At 70.2% G+C, this 18,218-nt stretch carries 3 protein-coding genes; all 3 read left to right on the top strand.

Going from position 1 to position 18,218, the window contains the following annotated elements; translation table 11 throughout:
- Nucleotides 1-115: 115 nt before the first annotated feature.
- The 3 genes from INQ48_19910 to INQ48_19900 all read left to right on the top strand — a co-directional run bounded on the left by INQ48_19910 (nt 116) and on the right by INQ48_19900 (nt 18,063).
- A complete protein-coding gene (locus INQ48_19910; GenBank protein ID QRF55643.1) occupies nt 116-14,998 on the top strand; it encodes an autotransporter-associated beta strand repeat-containing protein in 14,883 nt (4,960 codons plus the stop codon).
- Nucleotides 14,999-15,208: 210 nt separating this feature from the next.
- A complete protein-coding gene (locus tag INQ48_19905; GenBank protein ID QRF55642.1) occupies nt 15,209-17,329 on the top strand; it encodes a sensor histidine kinase in 2,121 nt (706 codons plus the stop codon).
- Nucleotides 17,326-18,063, top strand: a complete 738-nt coding sequence (locus INQ48_19900) for a response regulator transcription factor (GenBank protein QRF55641.1) — start codon at nt 17,326-17,328, stop codon at nt 18,061-18,063. The genes INQ48_19905 and INQ48_19900 overlap by 4 nt, the downstream gene beginning before the upstream one ends.
- Nucleotides 18,064-18,218: the final 155 nt, after the last annotated feature.

The raw sequence follows: 18,218 nt of genomic DNA, 5'->3' as shown, positions 1-18,218 counted from the left end.
GAACGTTGTGCCCCCCAAACACTTCCTTCCCCGCGTTCTGGAAATCCTTCGAACTGCAGGGTGACAAATTCACCGCAGGGTTAACAATAGTTAACAAACAACGGAGGCGAGACCTGTGAACCACATCTACCGCGTGATCTTCGACCGTCGGCTTGGCCGCTTCCGCGTCGCATCTGAACTGGCGAAGAGCTGCGGGAAGGGCAGCGGCACGGCGACGAAGGTCGGGGCGCTGCCGGTACTCGCGCTGTTCGCGGCGCTGCAGTTCGGTGGTGGGGCGGCCTGGGCTGCCTGCGCGCCGGGCGCTCCGGTCGACGGCGCCACCGTCAGTTGCACGGGCGCGCCGATCCTGCTGCCGCCGAATCCCAACAGCTTCCTGAGCAACGCGAACAACCTGAACCTCACGGTGCAGGCGGGCGCGGTCATGAGCACGCTGCCCGGCGGCACGGCCATGAACCTGGGCGGCACCGGCGTCACGCTCACCAACCTCGGGGCGATCGACGCCAATGCCGCGGGCTCGCTGGTGCTGGCGCGCGCGCTGAGCATCGGCAACCTCTTCGCGCCCGGCAGTGGCGCGCTGGCGGTCAACAACCAGGGCAGCATCGAGGGCACCTTCGACGGGACCTTCAGCCTGGGCGGCGCCGCCATGCTGATCGGCAATGCGGGCACGAGCACCATCACCAACGCGGGCGCGATCGGGCTGGCCTCGCTCGGGTCCTTCGATGCGATCCAGGGCATTGCGGTCGGCATCTACGGCGGCGGCAATGTCAACTTCACGAACACCGGCACCATCACGGGCCGGGTCGCGTTCCAGAGCCCGACCATCGGCGGCCACCGCTTCGTCAATGCGGGCACCATCAACGGCAGCGTCGCGCTCGGCAGCGGCGAACGCGACGACACCTTCATCGCGGTCACCGGTTCGAGCGTCAACCCTGGCGCGGTGGCGCTGCCCGGCATCACGATTCCGACCGATGCGAAGAACTCGCTGAGCTACGCCGCCAGCGGCACGGTCGACGCGGGCCTGGGCGGCACCGACACGCTGGTGCTGCAGAACACCGTCAACAGCCCGGGCTCGGGCAACGGCGGCATCGGCACGATCTCTTCGACCCAGTACCTCAACTTCGAGAACCTGCTGGTCAACAGCGGGACCTGGACCCTGCAGGGCCCGGTCGTCAGCGGCAGCGCCGTGCTCAACGGCGGTACCGCGATCTTCGACAACGCGCTGTCCTTCGGTACCGGCACGCTGACCGGCAGCGGCGGCGCGATGCAGGCCTCGGTGGATGGCCTCGCGTTGGCGCAGAACGTGAACCTCAACAGCGGCCTGATCGTGCAGGGCGCCAACAGCCTCACGCTGAACGGCACCGTCAGCGGCGGCGCCGGCCTCGTCAAGTACGGCACCGGCACGCTCACGCTGAACGGCTTCAACAACTTCAGCGGCGGTTTCGCGCTCAACGGCGGCGGCGTGACGCTGGGCAACGCGAGTGCGCTCGGCTCCGGCCTGTTCCTGGTGGGCGGCAACGTCGCTCTCAATACCTTCTTCACCGGCACGCTCATCAACCAGGTGCAACTCAACGGCGCGCTGACGCTCGACGGGACCGGCACGCTGACCTTCGGCGCACCCATCTCGGGGGGCGGCAGCCTGACGTCGAACGGCAACCTTGCACTGGCCGCCAGCAATACCTATGGCGGCGGCACGACGATGGGCGGCGGCCGGCTGGACGTGGGCAGCAACACGGCGCTCGGCACCGGCGACCTCACCATCAACGGCGCCTCCGTGCTGACCGGCGTGAATGGCGTGGCACTCGCCAACAACGTGGTGCTCAACAACACGCTGAACTTCGGCGCGGGCGGCAGCGGCGGCGTGCTCACGCTCAACGGCACGATCAGCGGCGCCGGCGGCATCAGCCTGGCCGGCGCGCCGGGCGTCAGGCTCAACGGCGCCAACACCTTCACCGGTGGCTTCAACCTCGGCGCCGGCACGCTCACCGTGGGCAACGACCAGGCGCTGGGCCAGGCCGGCGTCACGGTCAGCGGCCCGAGCTCGCTCGCGTCGAACCAGGCGGTGAGCCTCGCCAACGACTTCCGCCTCAATGCGGCGCTCACCGTCGGCGGCGCCAGCGACCTCGCGCTCAACGGCACCATCAGCGGCCTGCGCGCCTTGACGAAGAACGGCACCGGCCTGCTCACGCTCGGCGGCGCCAACAGCTTCTCGGGCGGCGTGAACCTGGAATCCGGCGCGCTGCGCGTGGGCACCGACACCGCGCTCGGCGGCGGCGACCTGACGGTGAGCGGCATGGCCGCGCTCGACGCGAGCGCGGCCGTGAATCTCGGCAACGCGGTGCTGCTCAACGCCAACCTGGAGATCAACGGCGCGAACGACATCGCGCTCGGCGGCCAGATCACGGGCGCCGGCGGCCTCTCGTACAGCGGCACCGGCACCCTGACGCTCGGCAGGAACAACGGCTTCACCGGCGGCACCACGCTCAACAGCGGCACGCTGAGCCTCGGCGACGGCCTCGCGCTGGGGGGCGGCAAGCTCTCGGTGACCGGCGATGCGATCCTGCGCAGCGGCGTGGCGAACATCGGGGTGAACAACAAGCTGAGCCTGGGCGCCGGCACGACGCTCGGCGTCGACGGCAGCAACCCGCTGACGCTGGCCGGCACGATCGACGGCGACGGCGCGCTCGCGCTGTCCGGCACGGGCGCGGTGGGGCTGACCGGTGCCAACACCTACGGCGGCGGCACGACCGTCACCGGCACCACGCTGATCGTCGCCAACACCAGCGGCAGCGCCACCGGCAGCGGCGCGGTGCAGGTGCAGGGCGGCGCAACGCTCGGCGGCAGCGGCAGCATCGCGGGCACGGTGAGCGTGGGCGAGGGCATTCTTTCGCCGGGCGCCGGCGGCGCGGGCACGCTGACCGTCGGCGGCCTGAACCTCGCGGCCGGCTCGGTGCTGAACTTCGAGCTCGGCCAGGCCGGCACGGCGGGCGGCGCGCTCAACGACCTGATCAGCGTCAACGGCAACCTGCAGCTCGACGGCACGCTCAACGTGACGCAGTCGCAGGGCGGCAAGTTCGGCGCCGGCCTCTATCGCCTCATCGACTACACCGGCTCGCTGATCGACAACGGCCTGGAGATCGGCAGCGCGCCGACGGACGCGAAGAACCTGCAGGTGCAGACCGCGATCGCGAACCAGGTCAACCTCGTGAACCTCGACGGCGCGACGCTCAGCTTGTGGGACGGCAGCGACCCCGCGAACTTCAACGACGGCAAGATCGCGGGCGGCGGCGGCACCTGGCGCGCGGGCGGCTCGACCGCGAGCTGGACCGGCGTCGACGGCAAGCTCAACGCAGGCTGGCAGCAGGACGGCGTCGCCATCTTCAGCGGCCAGGCCGGCATCGTCTCGGTCGACACCCAGGGCGGCGCGAACCCGCTGCGCATCGGCGGCGCGCAGTTCGCGGTCGACGGCTACACGGTCAACGGCGATGCGCTCACCATCGGCGCGCCGGCCACCGTGGTGCGCGTGGGCGACGGCACCGCCGCGAGCGCGGGCATGACCGCGACCATCGCTTCCGAAATCGCCGGCACCGGTGGCCTGGTCAAGGACGACTTCGGCACGCTGGTGCTCGACGGCAGCAACAGCTACAGCGGCGGCACCACCATCAAGGGCGGCATCCTGCAGATCGCGTCGGATGCCAACCTCGGCACGGTCGGGGGCGCCCTCGCGCTCGAAGGCACCACGCTGCATGTGACGGGCGACACCGCGAGCAAGCGCGCCGTGAGCCTGGGCGCGGGCGTCAACACTTTCGACATCGACAGCTCCCTTGCGCTGGACGGTACGGTCAGTGGCGCGGGCAGCCTGCGCAAGACCGGCGCCGGCACCCTGCAGCTCGGCGCGGCCAACGCCTACGTGGGCGGCACCGACATCGCCGCGGGCTCGGTCGAGGCCCTGGTCACGGATGCGCTGGGCACGGGAGCAGTGTCGGTGGCGAACAATGCTTCGCTGGCCTTCGCCAACACGGCCGACGCGGGCAAGCTCGCGATCACCGTGGCCGCGCGCGGTGGCGCGCCGACCGACAACGGCGGCTTCCTCGCGTTCCGCGACAGCAGCTCGGCCGGCAACGCGAGCATCACGGCGAACCAGGGGGCCTCGGTCGAGTTCCGCGACACCTCGAGCGCGGGCAGTTCGGTGATCGAGAACCGCGGCGGCTCGACCACGCTGTGGTTCAACGCGGAGGGCGGCAAGGCTCGGATCACGAACTTCGCGGGTGGCCGCGTCGACCTGCTCGACGACGCGAGCGCGGGCCAGGCACGCCTGGTCAACGAGAGCGGCGGTGTGATCAACCTGGCGGACCGCGTGAGCGCGGACCAGGCGACGGTGGTGAACGGCGCGGGCGGGAAACTGCGCATCATCAGCCTCACGAATGCGGGCGTGGGCATCGGTTCGCTCGAAGGCGCGGGTGACGTGTTCCTCGGCGCGAAGGCGCTGACCACGGGCGGCTTGAACACGAGCACGACGGTGTCGGGCACGATCAGCGGCAACGGTGGCTCGGTCGTGAAGGTGGGCAGCGGCACGCTCGAACTCAGCGGTGCCAACACCTACACCGGCGGCACCACGGTGGCGGGCGGCACGCTCGCCGCGAACAACACGAGTGGCAGCGCGACCGGCACGGGCAGCGTGCAGGTGCAGTCGGGCGCCACGCTCGCGGGCACCGGCAGCATCGCGGGCACGGTCACGGTCGCCAAGGGCGGCGTGCTGTCCGCGGGCAACGGCGGCGTCGGCACGCTCACGCTGGGCGGCCTGAGCCTCGCGGCAGGCTCGGTGCTGAACTACGAGCTCGGCCAGGCCGGCGTGGCCGGTGGCCCGCTCAACGACCTGATCAGCGTCAACGGCAACCTGCAGCTCGACGGCACGCTCAACATCGCGCAATCCGCGGGCGGCAAGTTCGGCGTCGGCCTCTATCGCCTCATCGACTACACCGGCACGCTGACCGACAACGGCCTGGACATCGGCACCGCGCCGACCGCCGCGAAGAACCTGCAGGTGCAGACCGCGATCGCGAAGCAGGTCAACCTGGTCAACAGCGAAGGCGTGACGCTCACCTTGTGGGACGGCAGCGACCCGGCGAACTTCAACGACGGCAAGGTCGCGGGCGGCAGCGGCACCTGGCGCGCGGGCGGCTCGACCGCGAGCTGGACCGGCATCGACGGCAAGCTCAACGGCGGCTGGCAGCAGGACGGCGTCGCCATCTTCAGCGGGCAGGCCGGCACCGTCACGGTCGACACCAAGGGCGGCACGAGCCCGGTGCGCATCGGCGGCGCGCAGTTCGCGGTCGACGGCTACACGATCAACGGCGACGCTCTCACGATCAGCGCGCCCCAGACGGCGGTGCGCGTGGGCGACGGCACCGGCGCGAGCGCGGGCATGACCGCGACCATCAACGCGGCCATCAGCGGCAGCGGCGGGCTGGTCAAGGACGACGGCGGCACGCTGGTCCTGACCGGCAACAACGGCTACACCGGCGGCACAACCATCAAGGGCGGCATCCTGCAGATCGCCGCCGACAACAACCTCGGTGCCTTCGGCACGGGGCTCGCGATCGACGGCGGCACCTTGCGCATCGCGGCCGGTTCCGCGCCGTTCTTCAGCATGCGTGCGCTCGCGCTCGGCGCGGGCGGCGGCACCATCGACCTGGGCAACGGCCTCTTCGGCGTGGGTGGCCTCATCAGTGGCAACGGCCTGCTCACCGTCACGGGCAAGGGCGGCACCCTGGGCCTGGTGACGGCCAACAGCTACAGCGGCGGCACGCTGCTGCAGGACGGCGCGAGCATCACCACCACCGTGAGCGGCGTGCTCGGCAGCGGCGCGGTGCGCCAGCAGGGCAACGGCACGCTGCTGCTGTACACCGACAAGGCGAGCGCCGGCGGCAACGACTACACCGTCGGACGCGCCGCGAGCGCGGACGCCGGCAACATGCTGCTGTTCTCGCAGAACGCCACCGCCGCCAGCTCGAAGATCACGCTCAATGGCGCGACCTGGCAGATGCTCGGCGCGAACTCGGTGCAGTTCAGCGGCAACACCAGCGCGGGCACATCGAACATCACGAATGCCGGCGGTGCGATCAGCTTCTTCGAGAACGCCAGTGCCGGGTCGGCGACGATCGCCAACGGCGCTAAGAGCCTGCTGGGCTTCGGCGGCACCGCCACGGCGGGCAGCGCGCAGATCAGCAATGCCTTCGGCGGCCTTGTGCGCTTCGCCGAAAGCAGTTCGGGCGCGGGTGCCACGGTCGGCAACGCCGCGGGCGGCGTGGTCGACGTGTCGGGCTCGACGGCCAAGACCGGTGTCGAACTCGGTTCGCTCTCGGGCGCGGGCGGTGTCGTTCTCGGCGCCACGCGGCTCACCGTGGGCGGGCTGAACACCAGCGATGCCATCTCGGGCACCGTCAGCGACAAGGGCAGCGTGTTCGTGCAACCGGGCTCGGGCACGGGCGGCTCCATCGTCAAAGTCGGCAGCGGCACGCTCACGCTGAGCGGCGCGAACACCTTCACCGGCGGTACCACTGTCGCGGCGGGCACGCTCGCCGCGAACAACGCGAGCGGCAGCGCGACCGGCACGGGCGCCGTGCAGGTGCAGGCGGGCGCGACGCTGGTGGGCAGCGGCAAGGTCGCGGGCACGGTCGCGGTGGCCAAGGGCGGCACCTTGTCGGCGGGCAGCGCCGGCGTCGGCAGCGTGGGCACGCTCACGCTCGGTGGCCTGAGCCTCGCGGCCGGCTCCACGCTCAACTACGACCTGGGCCAGGCCGGCGTGGCCGGCGGTGCGCTCAACGACCTGATCAACGTCAACGGCAACCTGCAGCTCGACGGCACGCTCAACGTGAGCGAGACCGCCGGCGGCAAGTTCGGCGCGGGCCTGTACCGCCTCATCAACTACACGGGGACACTGACCGACAACGGCCTGGACATCGGTACCGCGCCCACGGGCAAGCTCGCCGTGCAGACCTCGGTCGCGAACCAGGTCAACCTGCTCAACAGCGACGGCCTGGTGCTGAATCTCTGGGACGGCGGCAACAGCGCGAACTTCAACGACGGCAAGATCGCCGGCGGCTCGGGCACCTGGCGCGCGGGCGTGCCCGGCGACAACTGGACCGACGCCAACGGCCTGGCCAACGGCACCTGGGTGCAGGACGGCTTCGCGATCTTCAGCGGCCAGGCCGGCACCGTCACGGTCGACAGCAAGGGCGGGTTCGGGCCGGTGCGCCTGGGCGGCGCGCAGTTCGCGGTCGACGGCTACACGATCAACGGCGACCCGCTCACCATCAGCGCACCCCAGACGGTGGTGCGCGTGGGTGACGGCACGGCCGCCAGCGCGGGCATGACCGCGACCATCAACGCGGCCATCGGCGGCGCGGGCGGGCTGGTCAAGGACGACGGCGGCACGCTGGTGCTCACCGGCAGCAACAGCTACACGGGCGGCACCACCATCAAGGGCGGCATCCTGCAGATCTCGGCCGACAACAACCTCGGCGCCTTCGGCACGGGGCTCGCGATCGACGGCGGCACCTTGCGCATCGCGGCCGGCTCCGCGCCGTCTTTCGCTTCGCGCGCGCTCGTTCTGGGCGCGGGCGGCGGCACCATCGATCTGGGCAACAGCCTCTTCGGCCTCGGCGGTCCTATCAGCGGCAACGGCCTGCTCACCGTCACGGGCAAGGGTGGCAACCTCGGCCTGGTGGCGGCCAACAGCTACAGCGGCGGCACCGTGGTGCAGGGCGGCGCGAGCATCGGGGTCGGCGCGAGCGGGGCCTTCGGCAGCGGCGCGGTGCAGCAGCAGGGCAGCGACACGTGGGTGTACTTCTACAACTCGGCCAGCGCCAGCGCCGGCGGCAACAGCTACACCATCGCGCGCGCCGGCACGGCCGACAGCAACAACCGCCTGAGCTTCAGCGCGAACTCGACCGCTGGCAACGCGACCATCACGGTCAATGGCACGGACTGGAAGTCGCCAGTGGCGAACTACCTGCTGTTCGGCGAGAACACGAGCGCCGGCACGGCCACCATCTTCAACCAGGGCGGCTCGGTCTACTTCCAGCAGGCCTCGACCGCGGCCAGCGCAACCATCGCCAATGGCGCCAACAGCGCCCTGAGCTTCCTGGGCACGTCCAGCGTCGGCAGCGCGAAGATCAGCAACGCGAAGGGCGGCCTCGTCTACTTCGCCGAGAGTGCTTCGGGCGCGGGTGGGTCGATCTCCAACGCCGCGGGCGGCGTGGTCGACGTGTCGGGCTCGATCGCCAAGACCGGTGTCGAACTGGGCTCGCTCTCGGGCGCCGGTGGCGTGGTGCTCGGCGCCACGCGGCTCACGCTCGGCGGCCTCGGCACCAGCGATGCCATCTCCGGCACGGTCAGCGACAAGGGTGGTGCCTTCGGGGTACCCGGCCCGGGCGTAGGCGGCTCCATCGTCAAGGTGGGCGCGGGCACGCTCACGCTGAGCGGCGCGAACACCTACACCGGCGGCACCACTGTCGCGGCGGGCACGCTCGCCGTGAACAACGCCAGCGGCAGTGCGACCGGCACGGGCGCTGTGCTGGTGCAAGGCGGCGCGACGCTCGCGGGCAGCGGCAGCATCGCGGGCGCGGTGAGCATCGCCAAGGGTGGCGTGCTGTCTGCCGGCAACGGCGGTCCCGGCACGCTGACGGTGGGCGGCCTGAGCCTCGCCGATGGCGCGGTGCTGAACTACCAGCTCGGCCAGGCCAACACCGTGGGCGGTCCGCTCAACGACCTCGTCAACGTCAACGGCGACCTGCGCCTGGACGGCACGCTCAACGTGGCGCAGTCCGCGGGCGGCAGCTTCGGCGCGGGCCTGTACCGGCTCATCAGCTACACCGGCGGCCTGATCGACGCCGGCCTGGACATCGGCACCGCGCCGGGCGCCACGACCGACCTGCAGGTGCAGACCTCGGTGGCCAAGCAGGTGAACCTGGTCAACCGCGCGGGCCTGTCGCTGAACTTCTGGGATGGCGGCGACCCTAGCAAGTACAACGACGGCCAGATCGCCGGCGGCAGCGGCACCTGGCGCGTGGGCGTGCCGGGCGACGGCTGGACTGGCGCCGACGGCAAGATCAACGCCGCCTGGGTGCAGGACCAGTTCGCCGTCTTCAGCGGCAACGCGAGCATCGTCAGCGTGGACGGCGGCAATGGCTCCGTGCGCATCGCCGGCGCGCAGTTCGCCACCGACGGCTACCGCGTGCAGGGCGACGCGCTCCAACTCGGCAACGCGGCCACCACCGTGCGCGTGGGCGACGGCACCGCGGCCAGCGCGGGCATGACGGCGACCATCGCGTCCTCGCTCACCGGCACCGGCGGCCTGGTCAAGGAAGACCTGGGCACGCTGGTGCTCGAGGGCAGCAACAGCTACAGCGGCGGCACCACGGTCAAGGGCGGCATCCTGCAGATCGCGTCGGACGCCAACCTCGGCGCGGCCACCGGTGGCCTCGCGCTCGAAGGCACTACGCTGCACGTGACCGGCGACACCGCGAGCACACGCGCCGTGAGCCTGGGCGCGGGTGCCAACACCTTCGACATCGACCTGAGCCGCACCGTCGCGCTCAATGGCACGGTCAGCGGCGCGGGCAGCCTGCGCAAGACCGGCGCGGGCACCCTGCAGCTCGGTGCGGCCAACGGCTACGCGGGCGGCACCGAAGTCGCGGCGGGTTCGCTGCAGGCACTGGTCACGGGCGCGCTGGGCACGGGGCCGGTGTCGGTCGCGGGCAATGCCTCGCTGGCGTTCACCAACAAGGCCGACGCGGGCAAGCTCGCGATCACCTTGGCACAGCGCGGCAGTGCGCCGACCGACAACGGCGGCTTCCTGGCCTTCAGCGACAGCAGCTCGGCCGGCAACGCGACCATCACGGCGAACAAGGACGCCACGGTCGAGTTCCGCGACAGCTCGAGCGCGGGCAATGCGGTGATCGAGAACCGTGGCGGCATCACCACCCTGTGGTTCAACGCGAACGCAGGCAAGGCGCAGATCACCAACTTCGATGGCGGCCAGATCAACCTGCTCGACGATGCGAGCGCCGGACAGGCGCGCTTCGTCAACGAGAGCGGTGGCCTGATCGACATGTACGACCGCGTGAGCGCGGACCAGGCGACGGTGGTGAACAACGCGGGCGCGCTGCTGCGCATCAGCAAGCTCGCCACGGCGGGCGTGGGCATCGGCTCGCTCGAAGGCGCGGGCAACGTGCTGCTGGGCGCGAAGGCGCTGACCACGGGTGGGTTGAACACCAGCACGACGGTGTCGGGCACGATCAGTGGCAGCGGTGGTTCGCTCGTCAAGGTGGGCAGCGGCACGCTCGAATTAAGCGGAGCGAACACCTATACCGGCGGCACCACCATCGCCGCCGGCACGCTCGCCGTGAACAACGCGAGCGGTAGCGCGACGGGTACAGGCGCGGTGCAGGTGCAGGGCGGCGCGACGCTCGCGGGCAATGGCAGCGTGGCGGGTGCGGTCAGCATCGCCAAGGGCGGCATCTTGTCGGCGGGCAACGGTGGCGTCGGCACGCTGACGCTGGGCGGCCTGAATCTCGCCGAAGGCGCGGTGCTCAACTACGACCTGGGCCAGGCCAACACCGTCGGTGGCGTGCTCAACGACCGCGTGCAGGTCAACGGCAACCTGCAGCTCGACGGCACGCTCAACGTGGCGCAATCGAAGGGCGGCGTATTCGGCGCGGGCATCTATCGCCTGATCGACTACACCGGCAGCCTGACCGACAACGGTCTGGACATCGGCAGCGCGCCGATCGCGGCCAAGGACCTTCAGGTGCAGACCTCGGTGGCCAAGCAGGTCAATCTGGTGAACCGCACGGGCCTGTCGCTGAACTTCTGGGATGGTGGCGACAACACCAAATACAACGACGGCAAGATCGCGGGCGGCACGGGCATCTGGCGTGTGGGCGTGCCGGGTGACGGCTGGACCGGTGCGGACGGCAAGATCAATGCGGCCTGGGCGCAGAACCAGTTCGCGGTGTTCGGCGGCACGGGCGGCACGGTCACGGTCAGCAACGCGGGCGGCACGGTGCGCATCAACGGCGCGCAGTTCGCGGCCGACGGGTATGTGCTGCAGGGCGATGCGATCGAGCTCGGCGCTTCGGGCACGGTGGTGCGTGTGGGCGATGGATCGGGTACGGACGTCGATCGCACGGCCACGGTGAACGTCGCGCTGACCGGCGCCGGCGGCCTGGTGAAGGACGATGTGGGTCGCCTGGTCCTCGGCGGCACCAACACCTACACGGGCGGCACGACCGTGAAGGCCGGCGTGCTGCAAGGCAACACCGCGAGCCTGCAAGGCGGCATCGTCAACGATGCGGAAGTCGTGTTCGACCAGGCCAAGACCGGCAGCTACGCGGGCACCATGAGCGGCAGCGGCAAGCTGCGCAAGATCGGTGCGGGCACGCTGACACTGACCAGCGCGAACAGCTACGCAGGCGGAACCTTCGTCGATGCCGGCACACTGGCCACCGACGTGACCGGCGCCCTCGGCAGCGGCGCGGCGAGCGTGGCTTCGGGCGGCACGCTGCAACTGGGTGGCGGCTTCGATGCCGGCACCACGGCCATCGGCAACCAGGGCACGGTGCGCTTCCAGGACAAGGCGAGCGCGGGCACGTCGACGATCACCAACGTCGCGGGCGGCGTGCTGGCCTTCGCGGACGACGCGACGGCCGACAAGGCCACGGTGCTCAACCAGGCCGGCGCGCAGGTGCGCATCGACCAGTCGACCACGGGCGTGAGCTTCGGCTCGCTGAGCGGCGCGGGCGAGTTCGTGCTCGGCGCCAAGGCGCTCACGCTGGGCGCGAGCGGCGACAGCACCACGCTGTCGGGCACGATCAGCGGCAATGGCGGATCGGTCGTCAAGGTGGGCGCTGGCACGCTGACGCTCACGGGCGCCAACACCTACACCGGCGGCACCACCGTGGGCGCGGGCACGCTGAGCGTGAACAACAAGAGCGGCAGCGCGACAGGTACGGGCGCGGTGCTGGTCCAGAGCGGCGCGACCCTTGCGGGCAGCGGCAGCATCGCGGGCGCGGTGACCATCGACAAGGGCGGCATCCTCGCTGCGGGTAACAGCCCTGGCACGCTGACCCTGGGCGCACTGACCCTGGCCGGCGGCTCCACGCTGAACTACGAACTCGGCCAGGCCGGTGTTCCAGGCGGCGCGCTCAACGACCTGATCAACGTCACCGGCAACCTGCAACTCGATGGCACCTTGAACGTCGCGCAGTCGGCGGGCGGCAGCTTCGGCCCTGGCCTCTACAGGCTCATGAGCTACGGCGGCAGCTTCACCGACAACGGCCTGGACATCGGCACGGTGCCCGGCTCTGCGAAGGTGGCCGACCTGCAGGTGCAGACCTCGGTGGCGAACCAGGTCAATCTGGTGAACCGCGCGGGCCTGTCGCTGAACTTCTGGGACGGTGGCGACAGCACGAAGTACAACGACGGCCAGATCGCCGGCGGCTCGGGTACCTGGCGCGTGGGCAATCCGCAGCCCTCGATGGATGCCTGGGCCGACATGGACGGCAAGCTCAACGGCAACTGGGCGCAGAACCAGTTCGCGGTGTTCGGCGGCAAGGCTGGCACCGTGACGGTGGATGCGGCTGGTGGTGCGGTGCGCATCGCGGGTGCGCAGTTCGCCACCGATGGCTATGTGGTGCAGGGTGACGGCATCGTGGTGGATAGCGCCAACTCGGTGATCCGCGTGGGCGACGGCACGGCTGCCGGTGCGACCATGACGGCCACGCTCAATGTTGCGCTCAGCGGCACGGGCGGTATCTCGAAGGAGGATGCCGGCCGACTGATCCTGGGCGGTGCCAATACCTACACCGGGGGTACCACCGTCAAGGGCGGTGTGCTGCAGGGCAGCGCGACGAGTCTGCAGGGCAATATCGTCAACAACGCGGAGGTGGCCTTCGACCAAGGCAAGACGGCCGGTACCTATGCAGGCGTGATGAGCGGCACGGGCAAGCTGCGCAAGATCGGCACGGGCACCTTGACCTTGAGCAGCGCCAACAGCTACAGCGGCGGCACGTTGGTGGATGCAGGCACGTTGACGACCGACACCACGGGCGCACTGGGAACAGGCGCGGTCAGCATTGCTTCGGGGGCAGCACTGCAGTTCGGCGGCAAGGCCGATGCGGGCAAGCTCGCGATCGCCAATGCAGGCACCTTGCGTCTGCAAGACACCGCGAGCGCTGCAGGCGCCACGGTGACCAATGCAGCGGGTGGCCAGGTGCGCATCGATCTGACGACCACGGGCACGAGCATCGGTGCCCTGAGCGGAGCGGGCGACGTGGTGCTTGGCACCAAGGCGCTGACCACCGGTGCGCTCGGCACTGACAACACGATCTCCGGCGCCATCACCGGCACGACGGGCTCGCTCGTCAAGGTTGGCGCAGGCACGCTCACGCTCTCAGGTACGGCGAACTACGCAGGCGAGACCCGCGTGACCGCAGGCACCTTGAAGGCTGGCGCGACCAACGCCTTCAGCGCCGCATCGAGCGCTGTGGTCGCCAGCGGCGCCACGCTCGACCTCGGCGGCTTCAGCCAGAAGATGGCCGGCCTGACCAACGCCGGCACGGTCGCCCTGCTCGGCACGGTCCCAGGCACCACGCTTACCTTGACCGGCCCCTACGTCGGCAACAACGGCGTGCTGCGCCTCGGTGCGAAGCTCGACAACCCCGGCATCGCAGACCGCCTGGTGCTCGACGGCGCCACCGCATCCGCCAGCGGCAAGACGACAGTGCAGGTCACCAACCTAGGCGGCCTGGGCGCCCGCACCAGCGGCGCGGGCATCGAACTGATCAGCGCGAAGAACGGCGCCACCACCACCGCGCAAACCAGCAAGGACGCCTTCGTGCTCTCGGGCGGCCGCGTCGACGCCGGTGCCTACGAGTACCGCCTGTACGCGGGCGATGCGGGCGGCGAGGGCGAGAACTGGTACCTGCGCACCGAAGCAGAACCCGGTGCCTCGCTGCCGACCTACCGCGCCGAAGCCTCGCTCTTCGCAGCTCTGCCGAACCAACTGCGCCAAAGCAACCTCGGCATGCTCGCAAGCCTGAGCCAGCGCATCGGCGACGACGACGTACGCGGCAGCGGCGGTGCGAGCTCGAGCATCGACGGCGGCAACCGCCGCGCCTGGGGCCGTCTGATCTCCACCGACATGGACATCCGCCAGGGAGGCACCGTCTCGCCGCATGCCGAGGGCCGCGTGAGCGGGCTGCAGGCAGGTACCGACCTGTGGGCCAATGCGAACTGGCGCGCGGGCATCTATGTCGGCCAGCTCGAAGGCGATACGCGTGTCAGTGGCTTCAGCAGCGGCCTCCTGAACGGCGCTGCAGGCCGCAACGACCTGCGCAGCCAGTACCTGGGCCTGTACGGCACCTTCACGAGCGACGACGGCTTCTATGCCGACACGGTGCTGCAGGCCGGCCGCCATCGCTACACGGTGCAGCCGCAACTGAGCGCCGGCGTCACGGGCAAGGGCAACAGCTTCCTGGCCTCGATCGAGGTCGGCAAGGCCTTCGCGCTGGGCACGGGCGGCTGGTCGGTGGAGCCGCAGCTGCAGCTGATCCACCAGCGCCTGCGCCTGGACGACGTGGCGATCCCGGGTGCGCTGGTGCAGCAGGACGCCGACAGCAGCTGGACCGCACGCGCGGGCGTTCGCATCAAGGGCAGCTTCGCGACAAGCGCGGGCACGCTGCAGCCGTATGCGCGCCTGAACGTCTATCGCAGCTCGAAGGGCAACGACATCGCGCGCTTCGTCAACCCGGCGGCGATCACGCCGGTGGGCGCGCCGATCGGTGGCACGAGCACCGAGCTGGCAGCAGGCTTCACGCTGGCGCTGAGCCAGCGCACGAGCCTGTATGGCGAGCTCGGCAAGCAGTGGGCCTCGGGCGGCGTCGCTCGCGTGGGCAGCTCGGTCAATGCAGGGGTGGGTGTGCGCGTGAAGTGGTGACGATGCAAAGGGCCGGCCGCTCGCATCCGCGCAAGCTCGCGGATGAAAGAAAAAGCAAGATGCAATCTCCGCGGCCGCGCCCCAGAATCCGATGCGCAACGGCGAAGGAGCCGTTGACCCACTCGCGTGAAGCCCCGCATGAATTCGAGGACTCGGACGGCCACTATCTTCATCGCGTCATGCGTGACGCGCCTCGGGTCGTGGCTCGCCATGCGTGTCACGGAAATCCGTGGGCTCATCGGGCTCGCAGCGTTGCTGCTGGCGTGCCTGGCGTTTCCGAGCCACGCGCAAGTGGAGCCGCTGAAGCTCGATGCCTCGTTGGGCATCCTCGAGCGAAACTTCGTCGGACGCCTGCAGGCCTATCACGACAAGGCCGGCCTGCTGACGCACGCGCAGGTGGCATCGCCCGACTACCAGTCGCGATTCGAGACGCTGCCGGGCGCCTTCAATGGCGGCTATGCGCGGGGCGCGTGGTGGGTGCGCTTCCGGATCGAGGCCTCGCCCGAGCAGGTCGAACGACCGGTCGAGAGCGGCTGGTGGCTGCGGCTCAATGCGCCCTATGTCGACTACCTCGACGTGTGGTGGCCCGATGCCGAAGGTGGCTTCACCCACCGGGAGCTCGGGGGCATGCGCGCGGGTTCCAGGCGCGAGATGCCCTGGTCGATCCCGGCGACGCGGCTGCCCGAGCTGCACGACACCGAGCCGCGCTGGGTCTGGGTACGGCTCGCGGGTGACCGTTCGCTGAGCCTCGCGGGTGGCGTGTCGCCACTGCGCGAGTTGGCCGGGGTGCAACAGGAGTTCAACTTCGCGGACGCGGCCATCGTCGGCATGGCCCTGCTGATCGCGGTGGTGAGCCTGATGATGGGCATCGCGCTGCCCGATCGCCGCTTCGTTGCCTACGCGGGCTACCTCGTCACGCTCGGATTGCTGTTCGCGAGTTCGGAGGGCATGCCCGCGACCCTGTGGCTGCACGACCATCCATTGGCCGCCGTCCGCCTGCACAACTTCTCGGTCTGCCTGCACACGGCGGCCGCCTTCGCGTTCGCGCGGGTGCTGCTCGACATGGACCGGCAGTTCCCGCGCATGAGCCGCGTGTTCCAGCTGATGGCTTTTCTGTGCCTCGCGGGTTGCGGGATCGCCATCGCCGGTGGGTACGGGTTCATCGCGCGGCCACTGAACATGCTGTGGGTGGTCTTCGCGGCCTGCATCGTGCCGATGTGCGCCCTCGTGCTGCGCCGGAACGTCCAGGCCTGGCCCGGGATGGTCGGCTATGCGATCTATTTCATGATGGGCGCGGTGCACTTCGCGAAGAACCTGCAATGGCTGCCCTACAACCGCGCCACCCAGTACAGCTACGCGATCGCCAGCATCCTGCACATCATGGCCTTCTTCTTCGCGCTGGGCTGGCGCGTGCGGCAGCGCGAGCGGCGCGCGCTCACGCTGTCGCTGCGGCATCGCGCACGCCTCGCGCAGCGCGTGAACGAGCGCACGCGCGACCTGCGCCAGGAGATCACGGAGCACCATCGCACGCACGACCAGCTGGCGCTGGCGCTGCGCGAGCAGCGCGGCCTGCTGGCCATGGTGTCGCACGAGTTCCGCACCCCGCTGGGAACGATCGGCGGCGCCGCGCAGATCCTCTCGGACGACCGGCTCGGCCTGGCGCGCGAGGAGGTCAGGAAGGAGGCCGAGAAGATCAGCCGCACGGTCTATCGCATGCGCGATCTGGTCGACACCCTGCTGGCCGACGAATGGCTCGATGCCTCGAGCAACAACCTGCACCTGGCGCCGCTCGAGCTCGCCGTCTTCCTGCGCGAGAAGATCGCGGAGCACAACGAAGGCGCGGCGGGCGGCCGCATCTCGCTGCAGCTCGACGCGCACGCGCTGCCGGTGCTCGCGGACGAGACGCTGATGCACATCGCGATGGACAACCTGTTGACCAACGCCATCAAGTACGCGCCGGCCCATTCGCCGGTGCGCGTGCGCGCCGGCATCCGGCGCTGCCGTTCCGACGACTTTCCGGAAGGCGACGCGATACCGGGCGTCTGCATCCAGGTGTGCGACGAGGGCCCGGGCTTCATGCCGCAGGACCTCACGCATGTGTTCGAGCGCTTCTACCGCGCGGCCGGCGTGCGGCGCATCCCGGGCATCGGGCTGGGCCTGCACATGGTGCACCGCATCGCCACGGTCCATGGCGGCAGCGTGGTCGCCTCGAACGGCGCCCGCGAGGGCGCGGTGCTGACCCTCACCCTGCCGCTGCTCGGCAGCGCCGAGCCGGCGGAGGGCCGAGGCGGAAGGCGCGTGGCAACGCCAGCCCCGGAGGGCTGTGGATGAGCGTCGCAACGCGGGTGCTGGTGATCGAGGACGACGACGACCTGCGTGACACGGTGCTGCGCTACCTGCGCGGCGTCGGCATGCTCGCGCGCGGACTCGAGAGCGCCGAGATGCTCGATGCGGAACTCGAGCGGCAGGACTTCGATGCCGTGGTGTGCGACGTCAACCTGCCGGGCGAGGATGGCTTCAGCGTGCTGGCGCGCCTGCGCTCGCGCAGCGCCATGCGCATCGTGATGCTGACCGCGCGCGGCATGCTCGACGATCGCCTGCATGGACTCGGGCTTGGCGCCGACTACTACCTGGTCAAGCCGGTGAACCTGCGCGAGCTCGAGATGGTGCTCAACAACCTGCTGCAGCGCAGCCAGGAAGCACAGGGGCAGGACACGCGCGAACCCGGTCCCGATGCAGTGCCTGAAAGCGCCGTACTCGCGCCCTGGCGCTATCACGCCACCACCTGGCTGCTGCTGTCGCCGGCCGGCGCCCGCGTGCAGTTGTCGAGCGCGGAAGCGCGGCTGCTGCTGTGCCTGCTCGAACTGCCGCGCGAAGTGGTGGGCCGCGCCGCGCTGCTCGCGGCGATGGGCCGCCCCGGGCTCGAAGCCTACGAGCGCAACCTCGATGTCACCGTCTCGCGACTGCGCCGCAAGGCCGAGCAGGCCTGCGGCGAGAAGCTGCCGATCGTCGCGGTGCGCGGCGAGGGCTACAGCTTCCAGGCCGACGCGCGCATCGAGCCGTGAGCGCGGCGCGCACGGCCGCGCGATACGAGAACCAATGCATTCCTTTGCCGTCGAAGCCACGGTTTTCCGTGAGCGTTGCATCGTTCATTGCAAGAAAAAGTAAGGTGCAAATCGGGTAGCGCCCTTTGAGAATTTCCTCCCAAGCGGCAGCGCAG

Origin of the sequence: Variovorax paradoxus (assembly GCA_016806145.1) — a bacterium.
Lineage (GTDB): Bacteria > Pseudomonadota > Gammaproteobacteria > Burkholderiales > Burkholderiaceae_C > Variovorax.
Note: the sequence above shows the minus strand (reverse complement) of the source record. Positions and strands in the feature narration are given on the sequence as shown.